The sequence below is a fragment of the Prescottella sp. GW823-FHT02E09 genome, assembly GCF_058797375.1.
Window position 1 is genome coordinate 323,824 of record NZ_JBXAJP010000002.1, and the last position, 23,841, is coordinate 347,664.

Below are 23,841 nucleotides of genomic sequence, written 5' to 3' on the forward strand. Positions count from 1 at the left end.
GGAGACGGTCTGCGACAAGTGCTCGCGGGCGGATGGTCCGCGAGTCGCCCGTCTCCCCGCGTCGGCAGGCTCACCGCACGATCATCCACCGCGCCCCCGCCGGGCCGGTTCCCGCCCCGGCGGCTGCGTCACGACCGGTCCCGCGGGCGGATGCACCGTCGGCATCACCCGAGCCTCGTTGCGGTGCAACGTGACCGGTGTTCCGTCGTGAACCAGGGTCAATTCGTCACCCTCCGCCAACCGGTACCGGGTCTCGACTCGGTCGATCTCGACGCGCAGCCGGCACCCGGCGGCCGCCACACCGAACGACAGTCGATCGATCCCACGCGGCAGCGCCGGCCGGAACGTCAGCCCGGACCGCCGACGGCGGGCACCGCCGAACCCCTGCACCAACGCGATCCAGATGCCGGCCAGCGACGCCAGGTGCAGCCCGTCGCTCGTGTTGTGTTCGAGGTCGAGCAGATCGATCAGCGCGGTCTCACCCAGGTAGTCGTACGCCAGGTCGAGGGCGCCGACGTCGGCGGCGACCACGGCCTGGCTGCACGCGGACAGCGACGAGTCCCGGACCGTGAGCCGTTCGTAGTACGCGAAGTTGCGCGCCTTCTCCTCCGCGGTGAACGCGTCGGGCACCCACTGCATCGCGAGCACCACGTCGGCCTGCTTGACCACCTGCTTGCGGTACAGGTCGAAGTACGGATAGTGCAGCAGCAGCGGATAGTGCTCGGGCGGCGTGCCGTCGAAGTCCCACACCTGCCGATCGGTGAACCCCGACGACGCCGGGTGCACGCCGCGCCGCGCGTCGTACGGCACGAACATGCGATCGGCGGCGGTCCGCCAGCCGCCGATCTCCTCGTCCGTCACACCGAGGTCGGGCATCCGCTCCCGGTGCCGCTCGACGATCTCGACTGCGGCCGTCAGATTCTCGCGGGCCATGAGGTTGGTGTAGAGGTTGTTGCGGACCAGCGCGCTGTACTCGTCGGGGCCCGTCACCCCGTCGATCCGGAAACGGCCGTCCTCGTCGAAGTAGCCCAGCGAGCGCCACAGGCGCGCGCTCTCGACCAGCAGGTCCAGGCCGACCGTCAGTTCGAAGTCGGGGTCGCCGTCGGCCCGCAGATACCCGCTCACCGCGTGCGCGACGGCCGCGTTGACGTGGAACGCGGCCGCCCCCGCCGGCCAGTACCCGCTGCACTCCTTGCCGGTGATGGTGCGCCACGGGAACGCCGCACCGTCGAAGCCGAGTTGCCGCGCCCGCTCCCGCGCCATCCCGAGCGTGGAGTGCCGCCAGCGCAACGCGTCGCCCACCGCATCGGGCAGCACCGACGTGAGGACCGGCAGCACGAACATCTCGGTGTCCCAGAAGGCGTGCCCGTCGTATCCCCGTCCGGTCAGGCCCTTGGACGCGACGGACGTCCCCTCCGCCCGCGCCGACGCCTGCAGGATGTGGAACAACGCGAACCGCACCGCCTGCTGCACCTCAGGGTCGCCGTCGACGGTGACGTCGGCCCGTGCCCAGAACGTGTCCAAGTAGGCACGCTGCTCGGCGGCCAGTCCGTCCCAGCCGCTCTCGCGGGCCAGCGTCAACTCCCCGGCCACCTGGTCGCGCATCGCCGGGGCGGTCCGTCGCGCCGACCAGGCGTGCGCGACGTACTTCACCATGCGCAGGGCCCGGCCCGGTCGCGTGTGCCCGGTGATGGTCACGCGCCCCTGGTCCGGGTAGCTCTCGGTCTCGACATGCACCTCGGGCCCCGACACCTCGTGGTCCATCGCCACCGCGATACGTAGGCCGCTCTCGCCGGTCGTGTGCACCAACTGGACCAGTGCGTCGTGGTCGAAGTGTTCCTCCGCGATCAACGGCTCCGCCAGCACCGCCGCGGCCCGGGGATCCGCCTCCGCGTGCGGCATCGGTTCGTTCGCGACCAGCTCGGATTGCAGCACCACCCGCGCCGGCCCGTCCAGTGGCTCCACCTCGAAACGGATCGCACCGATCGTCCGCTGCACGAACGACACGAGCCGGATCGTCGACACCCGCACCGTCCGCCCGGCCGGGGACTGCCACTCGACGACCCGGCGCAGCACACCGGCGCGCAGGTCGAGTTCCTGCTCGTGCCTGACGATGCGGCCGCGGCGCACGTCGAACGGCTCGTCGTCGACGAGCAGCCGCACGATCTTGCCGTCGGTGATGTTGATGATCGTCTCGCCCGAGTTCGGGTATCCGTAGCCGGGTTCGGCGTACGGCATGGGGCGGACCTCGTAGACGCCGGCCAGGTAGCTGCCCGGCAGGCCGTGTGGATCACCCTCGTCGAGGTTGCCCCGCCAGCCGAGGTGACCGTTCGCGAGCGTGAACAGCGACTCGGTCTGGGCGAGCACGTCCAGGTCGAGGCTCGTGGCTCGCAGGCTCCAGGGTTCGACGGTGAAAGCGGGATGCGTGATCATGTCGGCCGTCCTCCCACTCGCGGGCCCGGGCCGTCGAGAACCACCCGTCAGTCCACGCTAGGACACCCGATACGTTCACGGCGCCGGTTCACGGCACCAGGACCGCGGCGCCCCCGAACACTCCCCCCGCCAGATCGGCGAGCGCCCGGTCCGCGGCGTCGAGCGGATACCGGTGGGCGCTCACCCGGAGCCGGTGCCGCTGTGCGAACGCAAGGAACTCCCGGGCGTCCGTGCGCGTGTTCGCGGTGACACTGCGCACCTGCCGTTCGCGGAACAGGTGCCGTTGATAGTCGAGGGGCGGAATGTCGCTCAGGTGGATGCCGGCCAGCGCGAGCGTGCCCCCGGCGTCGAGCGCCTCGAGCGCGGGCGGCACGAGATCACCGGTCGGCGCGAACAGAATGGCCGAATCCAGCGGCTCGGGCGGCGGGTCCGCCGCGCCCTGCACGGACGCCGCGCCCAGACTGAACGCCAGTTCACGGGCCTCGTCGCCGCGGGTCATCACGTGCACGCGCGCCCCGCGCGCCAGCGCGACCTGCGCGGTGAGGTGCGCACTGCCACCGAACCCGTAGATGCCGAGGCGGCCGCCCTCGGGCAGTTCGGCGCGCAGCAGGGACCGGTAACCGATGATGCCCGCGCACAGCAACGGCGCGAGTTCCACCAGCGGATAGCCGGTGGGCAGCTCCAGCGCGAAGTCGGCCGGCACGGTGGTGTATTCGGCGTAGCCGCCGTCGGCGTCCCAACCGGTGTACGTCGAATAGGGACAGAGGTTCTCGTCGCCCCGCACGCAGTAGCGGCAGTGCCCGCACGTGCTGCGCAGCCACGGGACGCCGACGCGCTGTCCCTGTGTGAATCGTCCGGCGTGCTGTCCGAGGTCGTCACCGAAGCCGACGACCTCACCGATCACCTCGTGCCCGGGGATGACGTTGAGACGGTGCGGGGGCAGTTCGCCTTCGACGACGTGGAGGTCGGTGCGGCACACACCGCACGCGAGAACGCGGACCAACAGTTCACCACTGTTAGGGCGGGGCATGAGTTCCCGGCCGATCTGGAGCGGGCGGTCGGTGAGCGGGCCGGGTCTCGTCGTCCGCCAGGCACGCATCATGGTGGTCGGCGTGGTGGTTCGTGAGGTCCGCGTGTGCTCTGTCCGCATACCAGATCCGTACTTCGTGTCGTCGGCGCCGACCGCAGCCGGTGCGCGGCACCTGTGGACGGTGCCCGTGTCGCCTCTTCCAGGATGCCTGGTTCGGCGGCCCGGCAACAGGGGGAACCGGAGGTACCGGTCGTGTCGACTCGCCCAGGCACGGCCCTGGCCAATGGAGCCGACAACCGTCAGGATGGAGAGACCTTCGCCGCGACCGGAGGAGCCGATCCGTGGACGAGCACCCGACCGACGATGATCTGGAACTGCTCCACCGGTACTGGATGGCGGCCAATTACCTGACGGTGGCCCAGATCTACCTCCGCGACAACGTGCTGCTTCGACAGCCCCTGGTCTCGTCGGACATCAAGCCGCGCCTGCTCGGGCATTGGGGCACGAGCCCCGGCCTGTCTCTCGTCTACGCCCACCTCAACCGGCTGATCCGGCGCACCGGCGCGGACGTCCTGTTCATCGCCGGCCCGGGTCACGGAGGCCCCGCCGTCGTGGCCAACACATATCTCGAGGGCACCTATTCCGAGCTGTACCCGGACGTCACACCCGACGAGGCCGGACTTCGCCGCCTGGCCCGGCAGTTCTCGACCCCGGGCGGGATCCCGAGCCATTCGGGGGTCGAAACGCCGGGTTCGATCAACGAGGGCGGGGAACTCGGCTACTCGCTCGCCCACGCGGCCGGTGCCGCGATGGACAACCCGGACCTCGTCGTCGCGTGCGTCGTCGGCGACGGCGAGGCCGAGACGGGCCCGCTGTCCGCGTCGTGGAAGATCCCGTTCTTCCTCGACCCCGCTCGCGACGGCGCGGTGCTACCCGTTCTGCACCTCAACGGCTACAAGATCTCCGGCCCGACGGTCCTCGGACGCCGCACCGACGACGAGGTGCTCGCACTGCTGCGCGCGTACGGCTGGGACGCGGTGGCGGTGTCCGGCGACGACCCGATGCAGGTGCACCGCGACCTTGCGGACGCCCTCGATCGGGCCCACGTCGCGATCGCCCGGATCCGCGACGACGCGCGCCGATCGGGTTTCGCCGCGCGACCGCGGTGGCCGGCGATCGTGCTGCGCACGCCGAAGGGCTGGACGGGACCGGAGATCGTCGACGGCGTGCAGGTCGAGGGCACGTTCCGGGCGCACCAAGTGCCGATCGCAGACGTGCGCGAGGACCCCACGCACCTGCGCACGCTCGCGCAGTGGATGCGCTCGTACCGGCCCGAGGACCAGTTCGACCCGCAGGGTCGTCTGGTCCCGGAGTTGGCCGCGCTGGCACCGTCCGGAGACAAGCGGATGGGGGCGAACCCACACGCGAACGGCGGCCGGCTCCTGCGCGCACTGGATCAGCCGGCACCCGACCGGTACGCCGTCGAGGTGCGCGCGCCCGGCGCCGTCCATCACGAGACGACACGTCCGCTCGGCGAGATGCTGCGGGACATCTACTCGGCGAACCCCGACGACTTCCGGTTGTTCTGCCCGGACGAGACCAACAGCAACCGACTCGGCGCCGTCTTCGAGGTCACCGACCGGTGCTTCGTCGGCACCCTGATCCCCGGAGACGACCACGTCGGGCATCACGGCCGGGTGATGGAGGTGCTGTCGGAGCACCTGTGCCAGGGCTGGCTCGAGGGGTACCTCCTGACCGGCCGCCACGGGCTGTTCGCGACGTACGAGGCGTTCGCGATGGTGAGTGCGTCGATGACGATCCAGCACACCAAGTGGCTCGAGCGCGCCCGCTCCCTCGACTGGCGAGCACCGGTCGCGAGCCTGAACATTCTGCTCACCTCGACCTGCTGGCGCAACGACCACAACGGGTTCTCGCATCAGGGGCCCGGGCTGATCGACACGGTGCTGTCACTGTCCGGCGGCGTCACCGGCGTCTACCTGCCACCGGACGCGAATTCGCTGCTGATCGTCGCCGAGCACGCCTTCACCACGCGCGACTGTGTGAACCTTCTGGTGGTCGACAAGCAGTCGCATCCGCAGTACCTGACACTCGAGCAGGCCCGGGCGCACGTCGGCGCCGGGGCGTCGGTGTGGGACTGGGCGGGCACCGAAGAGCTCGCAGACCCGGCAGACTCCGCCACCACCCGACCCGACATCGTGCTCGCGTGCGTGGGCGACGTCCCCACTGAGGAGATGCTGGCCGCGGCGGCGCTGTTGCGCGGGCACGTGCCGGATCTGCGCGTCCGGGTGGTGAACGTGGTGGACCTGATGTCGATGGCACCGCCCGACGTCCACCCGCACGGGCGGTCGCACCAGGACTTCGCGCGCCTGTTCACGGAGGACGTGGACGTCGTCGTCGCGTGGCACGGCTACGCCCGGTCCTTCCATCAACTGCTGCACGGCCGGATGAATCCGGACCGGTTCCACGTGCGCGGCTACACCGAGCAGGGTTCGACGACGACCCCGTTCGACATGGTGGTGCTCAACCACATGAGCCGCTACCACCTGGCGATCGAGGCGCTACGCCGGTGCGGCCGGGAACCGGACGGTGCCGCCGATCTCACGGGCTACTGCGAGCGGATGCTCGAACGCCACCACGGCTACGTGCGCGAACACCTCGAGGACATGCCGGAGGTGCGGAACTGGATCTGGCCGGAACCGGTGTGACCGGACGGGCGCGAGATCCGAAGGTCAGGCGTCCTTGTCGTAGTCGCCGCGCTGCTGGGTGAGTTCACCGAGCTGTGCGTCCGACTCGATCCAGTCGCCTGCCTTGTCGACGATCTCGAAGACCTCGTCGAACGCATCGACCAGCCAGTCCCGATGGGACTCGGCAAGCACCAGCTCCTCCTCACCCTGCTGCTCGCAGAAGCGCACCAGCCAGCCGCCGGGCGCGTCCGGATCACTGTGCAGGCCGCCGTCCTCGGTATTGGAGGCGACGAGGAAACGATCGAACGCGAAATCGACGCGGATGACGTAGTCGTCCCGGTAGTTGACGACGTTGGTGGGCCGATGCGTCGCGGCCGAGAGGGCCGCGATCGCGTCCGTGTATCGGTCGGTGTGTTCCTGTTTGCGGGGCACGGGTGGCGTCTCGTCTCTTCGAACGGTGGCCGTCGCATGAAAGTGACGGCAGCATGCATCGACCGACCCGATCGAGTGATGCCTTCCGCATTTTATTCGAAGAAACGACCGATTCGTCACCACGCGCCCGAAATCACCCGCTCGACGGACCGGTCCGGCGCCCCTACGACGGTGACGGATCCGTACCGGAATCCGCCAGGTGGCCCACCAGAGCGTCGTTCGCCGCGCGCAACCGTTGCTGCTCGTCCTCGAGCCGAAGAATGATGTCGATGCCGGTGAGGTTGACGCCCGCCTCGACCAGTTCGGTGATCCGTGCGAGGCGCAGGACGTCGAGATCGCTGTACCGCCGCGTGCCACCGGCGGTGCGGGACGGCACGATCAGACCGCGCTTCTCGTAGAGGCGCAGCGTCTGCGGACCGAGACCCGACAGTTCGGCCGCCACCGAGATCCCGTACACGCCGTACGCGAGCCTCTCGTCCACCTGCACCGCTGACGCCACCCGGCACCTGCCCTTCGCCCAGATCAGTACATCGCGAGTTTCGACCGTTTCTCCGAAGTTAGTCCCGCAAAACAATAAATGTGTTTCACGGACAGCGAGGATCTGTGTCCATTCCCACAGATCGGCCGCCCGAACCGTCGGCGGCCGGTGCCGCGCGGAACCGCCGACCGATATGTACCGTCGGACATAGATTAGATAATCCGCCAGAAGTAGTTCACGCGCCACCACCGAGAACGCGCGCAACGAAAGGACCCGGACATCGTGAACAAGGCAGCCGCAAAAGCCCTGTACAAGCCGCTATCCCTCGCCACCGGCGTCCTCGGGGGCATTCTCGCGGGGATCGCGTTCCGTGAGGTGTGGAAGCGCGTCGGCGACGACGAGACCGCTCCGGATCCCAGGGACCTGACCCGGTCGAACAAGGAAGTGCTGCTCGCAGCCGCGCTGCAGGGCGCCGTCTTCGCGGTCGTCAAGGCTGCTGTGGACCGCGCCGGAGAGAAGAGCTACCGGGCGCTGGCCGCCTGATCGGCCCGGCGCGGACGCATCCGCGCGGACGCCGGCGTCAGATCCCGAGCTTCATGCCAGCGCCGGCGTCCACCCGCAACTGCTGACCGGTGACGAAGCGGGACTCGTCGGACGCGAGATACACCACCGCGTGCGAGATGTCCTCCGGTTCGACCCACGGCGTCGGCATCGCCTGCATGAACGGGAACGTGACCTTCGCATCCTCGGCCGTCGGGTTCTCGAGATCCGGCCGGAACGTCTTGTACATCGGCGGGCTCTGCAGCATGTCGGTGTTCACGTTGGTGGGATGGATCGTATTGACCCGGATCGAGCTGGGACCCAACGTCAGCGCCAGCGACTGCGTGTACGTCGAGATCATCTTCTTCGCGAGCCCGTAGCCGTCCCCGCCGGGACCCTGCAACGCCTGCTGACCGTTGATCCCCGTCTGCGGGACGAGACCGGCGACCGACCCGGTCGCGATGATCGACGCCCCCGCACCCAGGTACGGCATCGCCGCATGGATCGTGTTGACGACGCCGACGAAGTCGACGTCGAATGCGTCGACGAAGCCCTGTGGCGGAATGTGATTGCCGAGCGGGCATATTCCCGCATTGGCGACCACCACGTCGAGTCGCCCGAGCTTCGAGACCGCCTCGGCGAGTTCACGATCCAGCGCCATCCGGTCCCGGACGTCGACCTTCGCGGCGACGACACGACCACCGGCCTTCTCGACCAGCCGCACCGTTTCCTCGAGATCGGCGTCCGTGGCCAGTGGGTACTCGTTGCTCGCGATGTCGGCACACACGTCGAATGCGATGATGTCCGCACCCTCGTCGGCGAGGCGTACGGCGTGGCTGCGGCCCTGCCCGCGCGCCGCGCCCGTGATCAGAACGACTTTTCCGGCGACCCGATTCATCAGCTCTCCTCCGTGCCCGCTCACAGTGGGTGGCGCGACCGCCACCCACTGTGGATTACAACACGTTGCAGTGTGGACCGGAACACATTCCGAGGCCCGATTCGGGCCTCGGAACCCGCCCGTCCTAGGCGGGCCGCCGCAGCGCCGCCATGAACATCGCATCCGTTCCGTGCCGGTGCGGCCACAGTTGGACACCGGGCCCCTCGCCGAGGCCCGGCACACCGGGCAGCAGCTCGCGGGTGTCGAGTGGGACGGCCCCGTGCCGGCGCACGGCATCGGCGACGACGGCGACGGTCTCCGACACGTGCGGCGAACACGTGGAATACAGCACCACCCCGCCGGGCCGGACCAGTTCGAGCGCCGACGCCAGCAGTTCCCGCTGCAGCTTCACCAGACCCGCCACGTCCGACGGCTGCCGTCGCCACCGGGCCTCGGGACGCCGTCGCAGGGCACCCAGCCCGGTGCACGGGGCGTCGACGAGAATCCGGTCGTAGCCACCGTCCAGGCCGGGATCGCGGCCGTCCGCCACATGGACGTCGACGGGCAGCTCACGGGTGGTCTTGCGGATCAGTTCGGCGCGATGCTCGACCGGCTCCACCGCGTCGAGACGTCCACCCTCGATCCCCGCCAGCGCGCCGAGCAGCGCGGCCTTGCCGCCGGGACCTGCGCACAGGTCGAGCCATCGTCCGCCGTCGGGCCCCTCGAGCGGGGCGAGCGTGAGCGCCCGCGCCACCAACTGGCTGCCCTCGTCCTGGACGCCCGCCAACCCCTCGCGGACCGCCTCGAGCAGACCGGGATCGCCGCCGTCCAGGTGGACTGCGTACGGCGAGTACGGACCCACCTCGCCGCCGGTGATCAGCGCCAGCTCCTCCGCCGAGATCTCACCGGGCCGTGCGACCAGGTGGACCGCCGGACGGGCGTCGTCGGCCGCGAGCACGGCCTCGAGTTCGCCCGCGTCGGAGCCGAGCGCGTCGGCGAACGCCTGCGCGATCCACGTCGGGTGGGCGTACCGGAACGCGAGGTGCCCCACCGGATCCACGGCGGCGTCCGGAGCCAGTTCGGCCACCCACTGGTCCTCGGTCTTCTCCGACACCCGACGCAGGACCGCGTTGACGAAGCCGGCCTTGCCGGAACCGGCCTCCGCACGCACGAGATCCACCGACGTCGCGACGGCGGCGTGCGACGCGATGCGGGTGCGCAGCAACTGGTAGGCGCCCAGTTGCAGGACGTCGAGCAGCGGCCCGTCGATCTCCTCGATCGGGCGGCCCGCACATTTGGCGATGACCGCGTCCAGCAGACCGCGGGCACGGGCGGCGCCGTAGGCCAACTCTGTCGCGAGGGCGGCGTCACGGCCGTCGAGACGTCGTTCCCGGAGCAGCCCCGGCAGCACGAGATTCGCGTACGCGTCACGTTCCCGCACCGCCCGCAGCACGTCGCGGGCCGCGCGGCGCGACTGGTCCACCGACGCCTGCGCCGGATCCGGCCGCTTGGCCTGACGGGGCCGATTGTTGTCGCTGCCCCGGCCGCCCTGGCCACCACTGCCACCACTGCCGCCGCGGCCGCCGGTTCGGCGGCCGCTCTGGCCGCCGCCCTGTCCCCCGCCGGACCTGTTGGGCCGCCTCGACTCGCTCACTGTGCCCGAACCTCTCCGTCGAGACGCGCACCGCGCGCCCAGTCGACTGCTGCCATCTGCTTCTTGCCCTGCGGCTGAACCTGATCGAGACGGACCGCCGTCGTGGAAGTGCCCACGTAGAAGCCGTCCTTGCGGACCTCGATCTGCCCGGGCCGCAACGTCTCCTGGGCCAGCGTCACGGGACCGACCTTCACCCGCAGATCGCCGATCATCGTCCACGCGCCGGGGGCGGGAGTCACCGAACGCACGTGCCGGTGGACCGCGAGTGCCGGCTGATCCCAACGGATCCGGGCGGACTCGACCGACACCTTCGGCGCGTGGGACACCCCGTCCGGCGGCTGCGGGACGGCGTGCACGGTCCCGTCCTCGACACCGTCGAGGACCGTTTCGAGCAGCAGCGCGCCGCTCTGGGCCAGCCGCCCGAGCAGGGCCCCCGCAGTGTCGGTGGTGCGGATCGCCTCGGTCACGACGCCGTACACGGGGCCGGTGTCCATACCCTCGTCGAGCGCGAAGACGGTCGCGCCCGTCATCTCGTCACCGGCGTTGATCGCGGCCTGCACCGGAGCCGCGCCACGCCACGCGGGCAGCAGCGAGAAGTGCAGGTTCATCCACCCGTACCGCGGAACGCCGAGCACCGGACGTGGCAGCAGGTTGCCGTACGCGACCACCGGGCACGCGTCCGGCTCGAGTTCCAGCAGACGCGCCAGGAACTCCGGATCCGACGCCGACGAGGGTGTGAGCACCTCGATGCCGTGCTGGTCGGCGAGCTGCCCGATCGGTGAACGGACGAGCTTTCGCCCGCGCCCGGCCACGGCATCGGGCCGCGTCACGACGGCGACCACCTCGTGACGTTCGGAGTCGATCAGCCGCTGCAGCGACGGTACGGCCGGTTCCGGTGTCCCCGCGAAGACGATGCGCATCAGCTCCGGGCCTCCAGGTGGTCGGAGCGGGTGGGCGAGGTGTTCACGAGGGCGGCTCCCGGAGCGTCGAATCCCGGCGGTGCCGGAAGAGGGTTCACTCCGGGATTCTACGGACCCGAAGGAGCAGCTCAGCCACCGGTCAGTGCCGCCTCCACCCGCTCGGTGTCGGCATCGGACCAGCCGTCCACCTGCAGGATCCGCGCCCACATTCCGGCGGCCTCCGGGCCGTACGCGTGCCCGTGGCCTGCCGGGACATCCGCCGAGAAGATCATGTCGAGGGTCACCTGCCAGAAGGTGACCAGCGGCAGCCAGGACATGTTGGGATCGACGTCGCGTCCGCGCGGTTCACGCAGCCAGTCCGGCTCGTTCAACAGCAGCGACGGCGACCACCACACGATCGGGTCGCTGGCGTGCTGCCAGTACACGACCCGTCGTGGACCCCACTCGGTGTCGAGGTCGAGATCACCCGGCTCGGACGCGAACCGGACCGATCGCCCGTCCCCGATGATCGGCAGGATCTCCGGGGAGCCCGCGTCGCGGTCGGCGGTCACCTCCCGCCACTGCGGCGTGAAGTTCGGCGTTCCCACCCACAGGGCACCGTCCACCCGGGTCGCCATGTCCTGGAAGCCTGCGAAGGCGTTCTGCCCACCGTACGAGCCGAGGCTCTCCCCGAACACGACAAGCTTGGGCCGGGTGTCGACGGGCAGGTCGATCCAGCGCGCGAACACCGCGTTGAACAGCGCCCGACCCGCCACCTGCGGGGTCTCCCGGTCCGCGATGAACGCCAACGGGCTCGGCAGGAAGGAGTACTGCATCGACGCGATCGCCGTGTCACCGGCCTCGATGTACTCCAGCGACGACGCGACGTTCTGGTTCACCCAGCCGCGGCCGGTGGTGGTGTTGACTGCGATCACTTCACGTTCCCACGCCTTGGTGCGATCGAGTTCCGCGACGACGAGATCGGCGACGCCGGCGACGGACTCGGCCGACTCACGGCCCGCGTAGACCCGGATCGGCTCCTTGGCGGGCCGGCCCGTCACCTCGGTGATCCGGGCCGCGCTCGGGCCGCGGCCGACGAACGTGCGTCCCTCCTGCCCCAGGGTGTCCCACGCCTGGGCAGACGCCGGCGATCCGCTCCGCTCGGGCACGGTCGGTTCCTCGACGCCCTCCGCGGTCACGGTGTCGGCGCCCGAGAAACTCCAGTTCGCGAATGCGATCAGGCCCTGGTAGAGCGCCCCGTTGACCACCAGCACGGCGATCACGACGGCCACCAGCAGGCCCGCGACGTTCGCCGCGGGCCGCGGCACCAGGCGCCGGGCCAGAGCGGTGAGTGCGCGCGTTCCCCGACGGATCCCGCGCCCGGCCTCGAGCAGAAGGAACCACACCACGAGGGCGATCAGGAACACCAGCAGGATGTTCCCCTGATTGGTGTCGTCGAGACCCACGAGCTCGCGGACGTAGTTCTGCCACACGGCGCCGAGCACCAGGAACACCGGAACCAGGATCGCCGCGGAGACACCGAGAACCCACCAGCCGATCAGTCGCGTCCGCGCCGACCACGCCGGCTGGACACCGCACGCTCGCACGATCCACGCCGCGAGGCAGCCGACGCCGTACCCGAGCGCGACCGAGATGCCGGTGGCCAGCCCCTGCAGGTACCAGGCACGCGGGAGCAGCGACGGGCTCATCGACCACGTGAAGAACACCAGTGCTACGGCCAGACCGACCGGGTGCAGTCGGCGAACGTGGGCGCGCAGTCGCCGGCCGAATCGTCGGAGTACCGGAATCGCGGCCAATCCGTCGGCGGCGGTGTCCGCGCCGGGCCCGGCCGGCCGGGTAGCAATGCTCATGATCGGAAACCATAAGGCCTGGAAGGCGATCTACGGCAAAACCACGCGGGCCGGCCGCCCGTGCGCTCTACTCGATGAAGGGCGCCCGCGCGGGACCCCCGATCGATCCGTCCACGACATTTTTCCATCGGAGGTAGAGATGGCCGGGATCTCGAGCAAATTCGACAAGGCCTTCGAGGCTCGCCCCGTCGACGACCTGGCCGGCGCACCGGTATCGGCGCTGCAGGGCGTCAGCGAATCGGACGCCGAGCACCTGAAGGCCGCGTTCGGCATCAGGACGGTCCGGGACCTGGGCACCAACAAGTACTTCCTGTGGGCCCAGGCCGTCGCGAAGCTCGCCGAGTAACCGCCGCCACCTCGTCAGGAATTGCTCACGACGACCATCTCGGCGATCCCGGCGCCCAGTGGGACCGGCGCACAGGTCGGTGCGGGAGCCGTGGGGTCGAGTGCCCGTACCACCAGGCCCAGGGCGAACGGGTCGTAGACCATGTTGAAGTGCCCGCCCCGGTTCTCCGGACACAGGTCCTGCACCAGCAGGTTCACCGCACCCGGATCGCGCAGGGCGATGTTCGTGTGGGGTTGGATCATCTCGTCGTAGCGGGACCCGATCGTCGTGTACTCCGGGCCCGGCACGGTGTCGCCACCGCCGTTGAGCGCCGTCAGGAAGGTCGATCCCTGCATCTGCTGGCTGATCGCCTCCGAGGTGAGGAACTCGGCGATCCGCTCAGGAAACGGCAGCAGTCGCAACATCGGCACGAGCCCGAACATGATGCCGCCGTACGTGGGCGAGGCCAGCCCCACCCACCGATCCACGACCGCGGCGCCGTCGAGTCGATTGATGAAGTACCGGGTCACGGTGGCGCCCTGCGAATAGCCCACCAGATCGACCTTCCCGGCACCGGTGGCCGCGCGGACCTGCTCCACGAACTCCCCCACCTCGCGTGCGCTGCGGCCGATGTCGGCGCGGGCATACTTGCCCGGCTTGCCGTCCGTGCCGTAGTTGAGGGTGAACACGCAGTACCCTCGTTCGGCGAGCATCGGCGACAGAGCCGCCCAGTCCGAGTACGAGTCCGAGTCGCTGCCGTGCGCCAGGACCACCGGATTGGGGTGATCGGTTCCCGGACGGCAGCGAAAGTCGTTCGCACCCAGCGGCGCCGAGTCCGGGTGACGGTCCGCGTACCGGAGGGCCGCTGCGTGCCGGGCCTGGACCGGCCCGGGCCGGACGGGGACCACGAACGCCGGCACGGAACCGTCGGCGTCCGCCTCCGGGGCCGCCTGGGCGCCCGACACCGTGACCACCGCGGTCGTCACCACCACCGCACCGACCGCGAGCACCCTCCCGAGCAGTTTCACCGCACACCTCGTTTCGCCGGAACGACCGGTCGTGCCACCTGCAGCGTGTCTATCAAGATCACGACCGCTCCGCAGCGCAGGCATGCGCACCGGCGGGTAACGGTCCCGCCACGAATCTCCACGCGAACGGTCACGAGCACCAGACGATCGCGGTCGCGCAATGGCGCACGGATCCACTTCCACATGGTGGAATTGGGGTCCATCGCCGACCGAACGGGGCCCGGATGACCATCGTGGACAACGCCGTCTACGTCGACGGCGCACGGGTGGACAGCCCCACGTCGCTGGACAACACCTATCGCACGATGCGCCGACTGAACGGGATGGCGTGGATCGGTCTGTACCGCCCCGACCACGCCGAAGTGGAGTCACTGGCACACGAGTTCGGCCTGCACCATCTCGCCGTCGAGGACACGATCGCGGCGCATCAGCGCCCCAAACTCGAGCGGTACGACCAGACCCTGTTCGTGGTACTCCGGCCCGCGCGGTACCTCGACGACGTCGAGAAGGTGGAGTTCGGTGAGGTGCACGTCTTCGTCGGGCCCGACTTCGTCGTCACCATCCGCCACGCGGAGGCTCCCGATCTCGCCCAGGTGCGTCGCCGGCTCGAGGCGGCACCCGATCTGTTGTGCCTGGGACCGGAGGCCATCCTGTACGCGATCCTCGACCAGGTCGTCGACGAGTACCTGCCGGTCGCGGCCGGACTCGAGAACGACATCGACGAGATCGAGAACCAGGTGTTCACCGGAGATCCGGCCGTCGCCCGGCGCATCTACGACCTGTCCGGCGAGGTGATCGACTTCCAGCGGGCGACGCACCCGCTGGTGTCGATGCTCGAAGCCCTCGACCGCGGCTCCGACAAGTACCACGTCGACGTCGAACTCCGCCGGCACCTGCGTGACGTCCTCGACCACACGATCCGGGTCATCGAGCGCGCCGACTCGTCGCGCGCGCACCTGCAGACCGCACTCACCGTCCACGCCACACTCGTCGCCCAGAAGCAGAACGAGGAGATGCAACGGCTGACCATGACCAGCCTCGCCCAGAACGAGGAGGTCAAGAAGATCTCCGCTTGGGCGGCCATCCTTTTCGCCCCCACCCTGGTGGGCACCGTGTACGGCATGAACTTCGAGGACATCCCGGAACTGAGCTGGCAGTTCGGGTATCCGATGGCAGTACTGCTGATGGTCGCGACGTCGGTGACGCTGTTCTTCGTCTTCAAGCGTCAGCACTGGCTCTGACACCAGTTCCGGTGAGCGAGATCACATGCAGCCGCGGCGGGACGACACGGCATAGGGTCCCGGCATGATCAAGGCCGTCGCGCTGCTCGCCCGCAAACCTGGACTGTCACACGACGAGTTCGTCGCGTACTACGAGAACAACCACTCGAAATTGATCCGGAACCTCCTGCCGCAGATCCGCGAGTACCGCCGCAACTACCTCGACCGCGACTCGGGGATCGGCGCGGACGGTGCCGTCGACCCGGACTTCGACGTGATCAGCGAGTTCGTGTTCGCCGACCGCGCCGCCTACGACGCCATGCTCGCGACCCACGCGCAACCCGACGTCGTCGCGGCGATCGAGGCGGACGAGGAGAACTTTCTCGACCGCTCACGCACCCGGATGTACGTCGTCGACGTGTACGAGAGCTAGTCCGCGTCCGCGGCTGCGCGCGACCTACTCCGAGGCCGAGCGCGGCCGCAGGGTCAGCAGGGCCACACCCGCCGCCATGATCATCAGCACCGTGCCGATTCCAGAGGTGAGGCCGACACCGGTATCGAACGCGTGGCCCGCGGAGTCGAGCAGCGCGGCACCTTGCTCCGCAGGCAGACCGTCCGCGACCTGATGGGCGCCACCGAGTGTCTCGCGAGCGGTCTCGGAGGCGGTCGCGTCGATGCCCTCCGGAACGACGAGGTTGGCCCGGTAGGAAGCACTCAGGATCGTGCCCAGGATGGCCGTGCCGAGGACCGCGCCGAGTTCGTAGGCGGTCTCCGACACCGCGGACGCGGCGCCGGCCTTCGTCGCAGGCACGCTCGACACGATCAGGTCGTTCGAGATCGTCTCCGCCGCACCGATACCGGCACCGAGGAGCGCGAACGCGACGAGAATCGGCGTGACGGAGCCCGGTGATGCGAAGGCGAACACGGTGGCATAGCCGAGAGCCGACACCAGCAGCGCGACCGCCACGACGGTCACCGGTTTCACCCGGCGCACGAGTGGAACCGCCGCCAGCCCCGAGACCACCATGACCGCCATGCCCGGGAGCAGGCTGATACCGGCCTGCATCGGGCTCTGTCCGATCACGAGCTGCAGGTGCTGCGAGACGAAGAACAGGAATCCGACGAGCGAGAACACGCTCAGCAGGTTCACCGCCACCGCACCCGAGAAGGTGGGCACCGCGAACAGTCGCACGTCCAGCATCGGATCGCGGCGGCGCAGCTGGCGCCGGAGGAACAGGGCCGTGGCGACGACGCCGACAACAGCGGGCACCACGGTGTACACGAGCGAGCCGTCCTTGGCGATGTTCTTGATCGCGTACACGATCGGCGCCAGCGCGAGCAGCGACAGCGCGATGCTCACCGGGTCGATCCGGCCCGGGTTCGGGTCCTTCGATTCGGGCACGAACATCGGCGCCAGGATCAGCAGCGGGGCGAGTACCGGGATCGCGAGCAGGAACACCGAGCCCCACCAGTAGTGCTCGAGCAGGAAACCGCCCACGATCGGACCGAGCGCGGCGCCCGCGGCGAAGCACGCGGCCCACACGGCAATGGCCAGCCGGCGCTGTGTCGCATCGACGAAGATGTTGCGCAGCAGCGACAGCGTCGAGGGCATCAGCATCGCGCCGAAGAACCCCAGCGCGGCCCGCGCCGCGATCAGCGTCTGAGGGTCGGGCGCGTAGGCCGCGAACGCGGACACCGCGGCGAAGCCCGTGGCGCCGATGAGCAGCAGCCGGCGACGACCGAACCGGTCACCGAGGCTGCCCATCGACACCAACAGCCCGGCCAGGACCAGCGGGTAGATGTCGATGATCCACAACTGCTGCGCGCCGGAGGGGCCCAGCGTCTCGGTGATCGACGGCAATGCGAAGGCCAGCACCGTGTTGTCGACGGAGACCAGCAGCACCGGGAGCATCAGGACCGCGAGGGCGATCCATTCCCGCGGCCCCGCCAGGGCGGAGGACTGGGCTCGTTCGATACGGGTGTCGGTCGACATGAAGACTTCCTGGTCGTAGGACGGCAACCGTCGTTACTGTACCAGCCGGACGGTGCAGTAACGAGCGGCTATGGTTCGTCTCATGCCACCGCCGCCCGTCGCCCGCGCCAGACTGTTGGACGCCTTCATCGAGATCCTGATCGGACAGGGAGAACGCGCAGCGACGCTCGAAGCGGTCGCCGCGGCCGCCGGAGTCTCCAAGGGTGGACTGCTCTACCACTTCGGGTCGAAGGACGCCCTGGTGGAAGGATTGATCGAGCACCTCGAGGCACTGGGCGCGGCCGACGTCGAAGCCATGCGCACCGCGCCCGAGGGTCCCGCCGCCTACTACGTGCGGACCTCGAACTACGAGGACAAGGCGCTCGACCGCGCCATCGTCGCAACGATCTGCCTGAGTCAGGGCGCCAACACCCGCGCACAGGACGCCCTGCTCCGAATCCGCAACCGCTGGATGGACGCGATGGCAGCCGAGATCCCCGACCCTGCGATCGCGCAGGCGGTGATGTTGATCGGCGACGGCCTGTACTACAACGCCGCGATGTCCGGCACACCGAGCATCGTCACCGACGACGAGATGAACGAACTACTCGCGATCGTGCGCGGCATCATCGGCCACGCCCACACCGGCGCGCAGGCCCACCCCTAGCCGATCCGCAGCGGATCCACCTGCACGCGCACCGGACCGGTGGACCGGCGGGCGCTCCGGACGGCCTGGGCCTCGGCCAGTCCCTTCGCGAGCGCGCGCCCCGCACTGCGCGGCACGCGAACGAGCATGCGCTCCACGTCTTCCGGCTCCGGCTCGTCACTCGAGAACGGCATCCGCTGGCCGGGCGGCAACGGCACCGGGCCGAGCACCTCGGCCGACTCGGGCAGCGACGCGAGCTCCAGAAGCTCGGCGACCGACGCCGCCGTCCCGTCGACGGCCGCCATGTGCGCCGCCGGCGGGAAACCCACCTCGGCACGCTCGGCGAGCTGAGCCTGTGCGTGCCACAACGGATCCCAGCGGACCAGGGCCTGCACCGTCGGGATTCCGGAGTCGGCGACCACCACCACCTCGCCGCCGTCCCGGTGTGACCGCACGAGCGCCGACGCGGTCATCCACCGCCGCAACGTCTCCTCCGCGGCCCGCAGGTCGGCGCGGCCGAGCAGTGCCCAACCGTCGAGCAGCAGCGCCGCACCGTACCCGCCGGGCATCACCGGTTCGGCACCCACGGTGGAGACCACCAGTTTGGGGCCCGACGCGATCTCGGCCTTGACGTCCGTGCCCCCCGACGTGTGCACAGCGACACCGGGAAACGCGCGCCCGAGTTCCTCGGCGGTGCGGCCCGCCCCCACCACCACGGCGCGCAGTGCCCGCGCCCCGCACGCATGGCACCGATGGTTGGCATCCGCGACACCGCACCAACGGCACGTCGGGGTACCGGCACCGTCCGGTCCGGTAGCCGCCGGCAGCGACAGCGGACCGTTGCAGCGCCGACAGCGGGCGGGTGCGCGACACTTCGCGCACGCCAGCGACGGAACGTACCCGCGGCGCGGAACCTGAACCAGCACACCGGCACCCGCGGCGATGGCCTGCCGCGCCGCCGCGAACGCGATCGCGGGCAGACGGGCCGCGCGGGCACCCGGGTCCCGGGCCAGGGCGTGGTCGCTGTCGGCGAGGGCCGTCACCTTGGGCGCACGGGCGCGCACCACGTCACGAGGGGCGACGAGATCGTGCGCCCACCCCGAATCCACGAGGGCCTGGCCCTCCGCGGTGCGCGAATGCCCCGCGAGCACCAGTGCACAACCGGTGCCGTACGCCCGCAGCAACGCAACCTCCCGCGCGTGCGGGTACGGCGAGCGCGGCTCGGACAGGCTGTCGTCGCCGTCGTCCCACACGAGCATCAGGCCGAGGTCCGGCGTCGGCGCGAACACCGACGCGCGGGTGCCGACGACCACGCGGGCGGTCCCCCGCAGCGCAGCCAGCCAGCGCCGATACCGGGCGGACGGACCCAGACCGGCCGCCAGACCGACCACGTCATCCTTTCCGATCACCGACTCGCAGGCGAGGAGCACCCGGTCCAGATCACGCTGGTCGGGCACCACCAGCACCACACCCCGCCCCGACGCCGCGACGACACCGGCGAGTTCCGCGATCCTGGTGGTCCAGTCCTCGCCCGGCAGGGCCTGCCACACCGCGCGCGGGCTACGGCCCGATTCGAGAGCCTCCACGAAGTTGAGGCCGTGGACGTACGCCGACCACGCGTCGCGGTCGACCTTCGGCGCCGCGGGCACGGGCCGCTGGGCGGTGTCCTCGGACTCGACCTTCGCGTGCCGCGGCGGCACCGCCAGGCGCAGGACGTCCGCACGGGTCCCCGCGTACCGCTGAGCCACCGCATCGACGAGATCGCGGACCTCGGGGGTGAGGACGCGCTCGCCGGATACGACTCGGTCGAGCCAGCCGAGTTTGCCGGTGTGGGCACTGGAATCGGCCCGCTCGAGCAGGAAACCGTCGACGAGCCGACCGGCGAACCGCACCCGCACCCGAACCCCGGGCCGGGCCTGCTCGTCGAGTTCGGCGGGAACGAGGTAGTCGAATTCGCGGTCGAGATGGGCGAGAGGAAGCAGCGGCAGCACTCGCGCCACGGGCGCGTGTGCTGCCGCTGTCTTGTCGGTGGCAGTCAGCGAGCCGACTTCCGGTCGACGGTCAGAGACCGGCGGCCGCGCGAAGCTTCTCGGCCCGGTCGGTGCGCTCCCACGGCAGATCGATGTCGGTGCGGCCGAAGTGTCCGTACGCAGCGGTCTGCGCGTAGATCGGACGCATCAGGTCCAGGTCGCGGATGATCGCGCCGGGACGCAGGTCGAAGACCTCGCTGATCGCGGTCTGGATCTTCTCCGGGTCGGTCTTCTCGGTGCCGAACGTCTCGACGAACAAGCCCACCGGCGCGGCCTTGCCGATCGCGTACGCGACCTGGACCTCGATGCGGTCGGCGAGGCCGGCCGCGACCGCGTTCTTGGCGACCCAGCGCATCGCGTACGCCGCGGAACGGTCGACCTTCGACGGATCCTTGCCGGAGAACGCGCCACCGCCGTGGCGGGACATGCCGCCGTACGTGTCGACGATGATCTTGCGGCCGGTCAGGCCGGCGTCGCCCATCGGGCCACCGAGGACGAACTTCCCGGTGGGGTTGACCAGCAGGCGGACATCAGAGGTGTCGAGCGGGATGTCGAGTTCGCCGAGCACGTACCCGAGAACCTTTTCCCGCAGATCCGGGGTGAGCAGGTTGTCGAGGTCGATGTCGGCCGCGTGCTGCGTCGAGATGACGACGGTGTCGAGACGCACCGGGCGGTCGCCGTCGTACTCGATGGTGACCTGGGTCTTGCCGTCCGGACGCAGGTACGGCAGCACGCCGGTCTTGCGGACCTCGGTGAGGCGACGCGACAGACGGTGCGCCAGCGCGATCGGCAACGGCATCAGCTCCGGGGTGTCGGTGCAGGCGTACCCGAACATCAGGCCCTGGTCACCGGCGCCCTGACGGTCGATCTCGTCGTCGGTGGCGCCACCCACACGGGCCTCGTGCGAATGATCGACGCCCTGCGCGATCTCCGGCGACTGCGCGCCGATCGCGATGTTGACGCCGCACGAGTTGCCGTCGAAGCCCTTGGCGGACGAGTCGTAGCCGATCTCGAGCACCTTGTCGCGAACGATCTTCGGGATGTCGACGTACGCCGACGTGGTCACCTCGCCGGCAACGTGCACCTGTCCGGTCGTGACCAGGGTCTCGACCGCGACACGGCTGCGCGGATCCTTCTCGAGCATCGCATCGAGGATGGAGTCACTGATCGCATCACAGATCTTGTCCGGATGCCCTTCGGTCACGGACTCACTGGTGAATAGCCGCTTGCCGGACGTGCTCACAGATCTCCCTCTCGACGTTCTGTCCAGGGTCCGTGTCCCTCGAATCCGACGACGCGAATTCGGTTGGCCCGATACGACACCTGAGCTGATTTTCGTTTCTACTTCTATTCAATACCGCGCTCGACCCTAGTGCCAGAAAGCGGGTCCCGGCGGTAATCCCGCCGCAGTGTGTTACTCGGGAGCGAGCAGCACAGCGAGCGCGTCGAGCACCCGACTGGCCATGAGCGACTTCGACCCGGGCTCGATCGCGGACTCGGTTCCGTCGGCGCCGAGCAACCAACCGTCGTTGTGATCGACCTCGAAGGCCTTACCGTCCCCGACCGCGTTGACGACGAGAAGATCACAACCCTTACGCGCCAACTTCGTTCGCGCATGATCGAGAACACTGCCCGACTGGTCGCCGGTCTCGGCCGCGAAACCGACGATCGCGGTGGCAGCGTCGAGCGTCCCGTCCCGTCGAGCCTGCACGAGGCCCGCGAGAATGTCGTCGTTTCGGATCAGCGGAATCGAATCGGGTTCGTCGGCACCCTTCTTGATCTTGCTGGTGGCGACGGTGGCGGGTCGGAAGTCGGCGACCGCGGCCGACATGATCACGGCATCCGCGTCGACGGCATGCTTCATGACCGCCTCACGCATCTGTTCCGCTGTCCGCACGTGGACGACGTCGACGGCTGCGGGATCGGCGAGCTGGGCAGTGGCACCTGCCACGAGCGTCACCTCGGCCCCACGCTGGGCGGCCAGGCGCGCGAGCGCGTACCCCTGCTTGCCGGAACTACGGTTCCCCAGGAACCGCACCGGATCGAGGGGTTCGCGCGTGCCGCCGGCCGACACCACGACACGTCGTCCCTCGAGATCGCGGGGCAGCGCGGCCGGGCGTTCGAGCAGCAGCGACGCGAGCGCGACGATCTCCTCGGGATCGGGCATCCGGCCCGCGCCGGTGTCCTTGCCGGTGAGTCGGCCGGAGGCCGGTTCGATCACGGTGTTGCCCCGCTCGCGCAGGGTCGCGACATTGGACACCGTCGCGGGGTGCTCCCACATCTCGGTGTGCATGGCCGGCGCGAACACGACAGGACAGCGCGCGGTGAGCAGCGTCGCGGTCAACAGGTCGTCGGCACGACCGGCCACAGCCCGGGCCATGAGGTCGGCGGTGGCCGGCGCGATGACGACCAGGTCGGCCTCCTGCCCCAGACGCACGTGCGGCACCTCCGGCACATCGGCGAACACGCCGGTGTGCACGGGGTTGCCGGACAGCGCCTCGAAGGTGGCCCGACCGACGAACTGCAGCGCAGATTCGGTGGGAATCACCCGGACGTGATGACCGCTCTCGGTGAAGCTGCGCACGATCGCGCAGCTCTTGTAGGCGGCGATCCCGCCGCCGACACCGACGACGATCCGCTTGGGGCCCTCGGATGCCGTGCCGGGTTCGCGATCAGGCACGGGCGTTGCTCCGCTCACTCGCCTTCGGTGTGCTCGAGCAGGTCGGCGTGGATCTCGCGCAGCGCGATGGACAGCGGCTTCTCCTGCAGACCCGGCTCGACGAGCGGGCCGACGTACTCGAGGATGCCGTCACCGAGCTGGTTGTAGTAGTCGTTGATCTGCCGGGCACGCTTGGCCGAGTAGATGACCAGCGCGTACTTCGACGACGTGCGCTCGAGGAGCTCGTCGATCGGCGGGTTGGTGATGCCGAGCGGGGTGTCGTAGGCCGGCAGGGCGCGACCTGCGGTGTCGGACACTACTGCTTCGGTGCTGCTCACTCGGTTCTCCTGAACTTGACTGGAAACTGCCAAATTGAATGTCGGAATTAGGGGCAACGGGACCTGGTCGGGGCCGGAAAAGACCTAGACCTGTCGTCCAGCCAACAAGGATACCAACTCATCGCAGGCCTGGCTGACATCCTCGTTCACGATGACGGTGTCGAACTCGTCCTGAGCCGCCAATTCGACCTTCGCTGTCTGCAGGCGGCGCTCGACGACGTCGGCCGGCTCGGTCCCGCGACCCGTCAACCGGGACACCAGGACGTCCCAGCTCGGCGGGGCCATGAACGCCAGGATCGCTTCCGGCATCGATGCCCGCACGGAGCGAGCTCCCACCAGGTCGACCTCGAGCAGTACCGGCTTGCCGTCCGTGAGCGCCTGGCGCACCGGCTCGGCCGGGGTACCGGAACGCTGCAGGCCGCCGTGGATCTCGGCCCACTCGAGCAGGTCACCGGCGGCGACCATGCGGTCGAACTCCTCCCGCGAGATGAAGTGGTAGTCCTGCCCGTCCACTTCGCCCGGCCGCGGGTTCCGGGTGGTCACCGAGACGCTGAAGACGACCTCGGGCATACGTTCACGCAGCAACCGGACCACGCTGGACTTACCCACGGCCGAGGGGCCGGCCAGTACTACCAGCCGGCCCCTCCGCACTGCGCTGCCACCCTCGGTCGAGGCCGGGGCGGCGTTGCTGCCTGACACCTGTT

Annotated in this window: 21 protein-coding genes; 6 read left to right on the forward strand and 15 right to left on the reverse strand. The window is 69.6% G+C overall.

All coding sequences use genetic code 11. The annotated features are described in order from the left end of the window. Window positions 1-81 precede the first annotated feature (81 nt). Window positions 82-2,433: a glycoside hydrolase family 65 protein gene (locus AC1RIF_RS05660; RefSeq protein WP_492600401.1), complete on the reverse strand. Its 2,352-nt coding sequence runs from the start codon at window positions 2,431-2,433 to the stop codon at window positions 82-84. A gap of 88 nt (window positions 2,434-2,521) precedes the next feature. Continuing rightward, window positions 2,522-3,532 (reverse strand): zinc-binding alcohol dehydrogenase family protein, encoded by a 1,011-nt coding sequence (locus AC1RIF_RS05665; RefSeq protein ID WP_492600779.1) that lies wholly within the window; start codon window positions 3,530-3,532, stop codon window positions 2,522-2,524. A gap of 272 nt (window positions 3,533-3,804) precedes the next feature. On the opposite strand from AC1RIF_RS05665, the gene AC1RIF_RS05670 reads away from it, so the two are divergent. After that, window positions 3,805-6,189, forward strand: coding sequence for a phosphoketolase family protein (locus tag AC1RIF_RS05670; protein ID WP_492600402.1), 2,385 nt, complete (start codon window positions 3,805-3,807; stop codon window positions 6,187-6,189). 24 nt (window positions 6,190-6,213) lie between these two features. Here AC1RIF_RS05670 and AC1RIF_RS05675 read toward each other — a convergent pair whose 3' ends face one another. Both AC1RIF_RS05675 and AC1RIF_RS05680 read right to left on the reverse strand, forming a co-directional pair. Further along, on the reverse strand, window positions 6,214-6,600 hold the full coding sequence (locus AC1RIF_RS05675) for a hypothetical protein (RefSeq protein ID WP_492600403.1): 387 nt from the start codon (window positions 6,598-6,600) through the stop codon (window positions 6,214-6,216). Window positions 6,601-6,763: 163 nt separating this feature from the next. Next, window positions 6,764-7,099: a MerR family transcriptional regulator gene (locus AC1RIF_RS05680; protein ID WP_492600404.1), complete on the reverse strand. Its 336-nt coding sequence runs from the start codon at window positions 7,097-7,099 to the stop codon at window positions 6,764-6,766. A gap of 261 nt (window positions 7,100-7,360) precedes the next feature. Here AC1RIF_RS05680 and AC1RIF_RS05685 point away from each other — a divergent pair, with 261 nt between their 5' ends. Next, window positions 7,361-7,621, forward strand: a complete 261-nt coding sequence (locus AC1RIF_RS05685; RefSeq protein ID WP_492600405.1) for a DUF4235 domain-containing protein — start codon at window positions 7,361-7,363, stop codon at window positions 7,619-7,621. 37 nt (window positions 7,622-7,658) lie between these two features. Here AC1RIF_RS05685 and AC1RIF_RS05690 read toward each other — a convergent pair whose 3' ends face one another. The 4 genes from AC1RIF_RS05690 to AC1RIF_RS05705 form a co-directional block, all read right to left on the reverse strand. Next, on the reverse strand, window positions 7,659-8,516 hold the full coding sequence (locus AC1RIF_RS05690) for a mycofactocin-coupled SDR family oxidoreductase (protein WP_492600406.1): 858 nt from the start codon (window positions 8,514-8,516) through the stop codon (window positions 7,659-7,661). A gap of 124 nt (window positions 8,517-8,640) precedes the next feature. Then, window positions 8,641-10,149, reverse strand: a complete 1,509-nt coding sequence (locus AC1RIF_RS05695; protein WP_492600407.1) for an RsmB/NOP family class I SAM-dependent RNA methyltransferase — start codon at window positions 10,147-10,149, stop codon at window positions 8,641-8,643. After that, window positions 10,146-11,069, reverse strand: coding sequence for a methionyl-tRNA formyltransferase (gene fmt / locus AC1RIF_RS05700; protein WP_492600408.1), 924 nt, complete (start codon window positions 11,067-11,069; stop codon window positions 10,146-10,148). Before fmt ends, AC1RIF_RS05695 begins: the two co-directional genes overlap by 4 nt. Window positions 11,070-11,197: 128 nt before the next feature. Further along, on the reverse strand, window positions 11,198-12,919 hold the full coding sequence (locus AC1RIF_RS05705; protein WP_492600409.1) for an alpha/beta hydrolase: 1,722 nt from the start codon (window positions 12,917-12,919) through the stop codon (window positions 11,198-11,200). Between the two features lie 139 nt (window positions 12,920-13,058). Between AC1RIF_RS05705 and AC1RIF_RS05710 the strand changes: the two genes are divergently transcribed. Next, on the forward strand, window positions 13,059-13,265 hold the full coding sequence (locus AC1RIF_RS05710; protein WP_492600410.1) for a hypothetical protein: 207 nt from the start codon (window positions 13,059-13,061) through the stop codon (window positions 13,263-13,265). A 14-nt stretch (window positions 13,266-13,279) separates the two neighbouring features. Here AC1RIF_RS05710 and AC1RIF_RS05715 read toward each other — a convergent pair whose 3' ends face one another. Beyond that, complete coding sequence (locus AC1RIF_RS05715; protein ID WP_492600411.1) at window positions 13,280-14,272, reverse strand: esterase/lipase family protein; 993 nt, start codon at window positions 14,270-14,272, stop codon at window positions 13,280-13,282. A gap of 224 nt (window positions 14,273-14,496) precedes the next feature. Between AC1RIF_RS05715 and AC1RIF_RS05720 the strand changes: the two genes are divergently transcribed. Together AC1RIF_RS05720 and AC1RIF_RS05725 are read left to right on the forward strand one after the other, a co-directional pair. Beyond that, window positions 14,497-15,513, forward strand: coding sequence for a magnesium and cobalt transport protein CorA (locus tag AC1RIF_RS05720; RefSeq protein WP_492600412.1), 1,017 nt, complete (start codon window positions 14,497-14,499; stop codon window positions 15,511-15,513). Window positions 15,514-15,577: 64 nt separating this feature from the next. Then, the gene (locus tag AC1RIF_RS05725; RefSeq protein WP_492600413.1) at window positions 15,578-15,925 is read left to right on the forward strand and encodes an EthD domain-containing protein; all 348 of its coding nucleotides are present in this window, start codon (window positions 15,578-15,580) and stop codon (window positions 15,923-15,925) included. A 24-nt stretch (window positions 15,926-15,949) separates the two neighbouring features. Here the strand turns inward: AC1RIF_RS05725 and AC1RIF_RS05730 are convergent, their stop codons facing one another. Further along, window positions 15,950-17,485, reverse strand: coding sequence for an MFS transporter (locus AC1RIF_RS05730; protein WP_492600414.1), 1,536 nt, complete (start codon window positions 17,483-17,485; stop codon window positions 15,950-15,952). A gap of 82 nt (window positions 17,486-17,567) precedes the next feature. Here AC1RIF_RS05730 and AC1RIF_RS05735 point away from each other — a divergent pair, with 82 nt between their 5' ends. After that, window positions 17,568-18,131 (forward strand): TetR/AcrR family transcriptional regulator, encoded by a 564-nt coding sequence (locus tag AC1RIF_RS05735; RefSeq protein WP_492600415.1) that lies wholly within the window; start codon window positions 17,568-17,570, stop codon window positions 18,129-18,131. On the opposite strand, the gene AC1RIF_RS05740 is transcribed toward AC1RIF_RS05735, so the two are convergent. The 5 genes from AC1RIF_RS05740 to gmk form a co-directional block, all read right to left on the reverse strand. Beyond that, window positions 18,128-20,149, reverse strand: coding sequence for a primosomal protein N' (locus AC1RIF_RS05740; RefSeq protein ID WP_492600780.1), 2,022 nt, complete (start codon window positions 20,147-20,149; stop codon window positions 18,128-18,130). The genes AC1RIF_RS05735 and AC1RIF_RS05740 overlap by 4 nt on opposite strands. A 22-nt stretch (window positions 20,150-20,171) precedes the next feature. Continuing rightward, window positions 20,172-21,383 (reverse strand): methionine adenosyltransferase, encoded by a 1,212-nt coding sequence (gene metK, locus AC1RIF_RS05745; RefSeq protein WP_492600416.1) that lies wholly within the window; start codon window positions 21,381-21,383, stop codon window positions 20,172-20,174. Window positions 21,384-21,554: 171 nt separating this feature from the next. Next, on the reverse strand, window positions 21,555-22,820 hold the full coding sequence (gene coaBC, locus AC1RIF_RS05750) for a bifunctional phosphopantothenoylcysteine decarboxylase/phosphopantothenate--cysteine ligase CoaBC (protein ID WP_492600417.1): 1,266 nt from the start codon (window positions 22,818-22,820) through the stop codon (window positions 21,555-21,557). Window positions 22,821-22,834: 14 nt separating this feature from the next. After that, complete coding sequence (rpoZ, locus tag AC1RIF_RS05755; protein WP_114722678.1) at window positions 22,835-23,116, reverse strand: DNA-directed RNA polymerase subunit omega; 282 nt, start codon at window positions 23,114-23,116, stop codon at window positions 22,835-22,837. Between the two features lie 105 nt (window positions 23,117-23,221). Then, on the reverse strand, window positions 23,222-23,788 hold the full coding sequence (gene gmk, locus AC1RIF_RS05760; RefSeq protein ID WP_492600781.1) for a guanylate kinase: 567 nt from the start codon (window positions 23,786-23,788) through the stop codon (window positions 23,222-23,224). Between the last annotated feature and the right edge of the window lie 53 nt (window positions 23,789-23,841).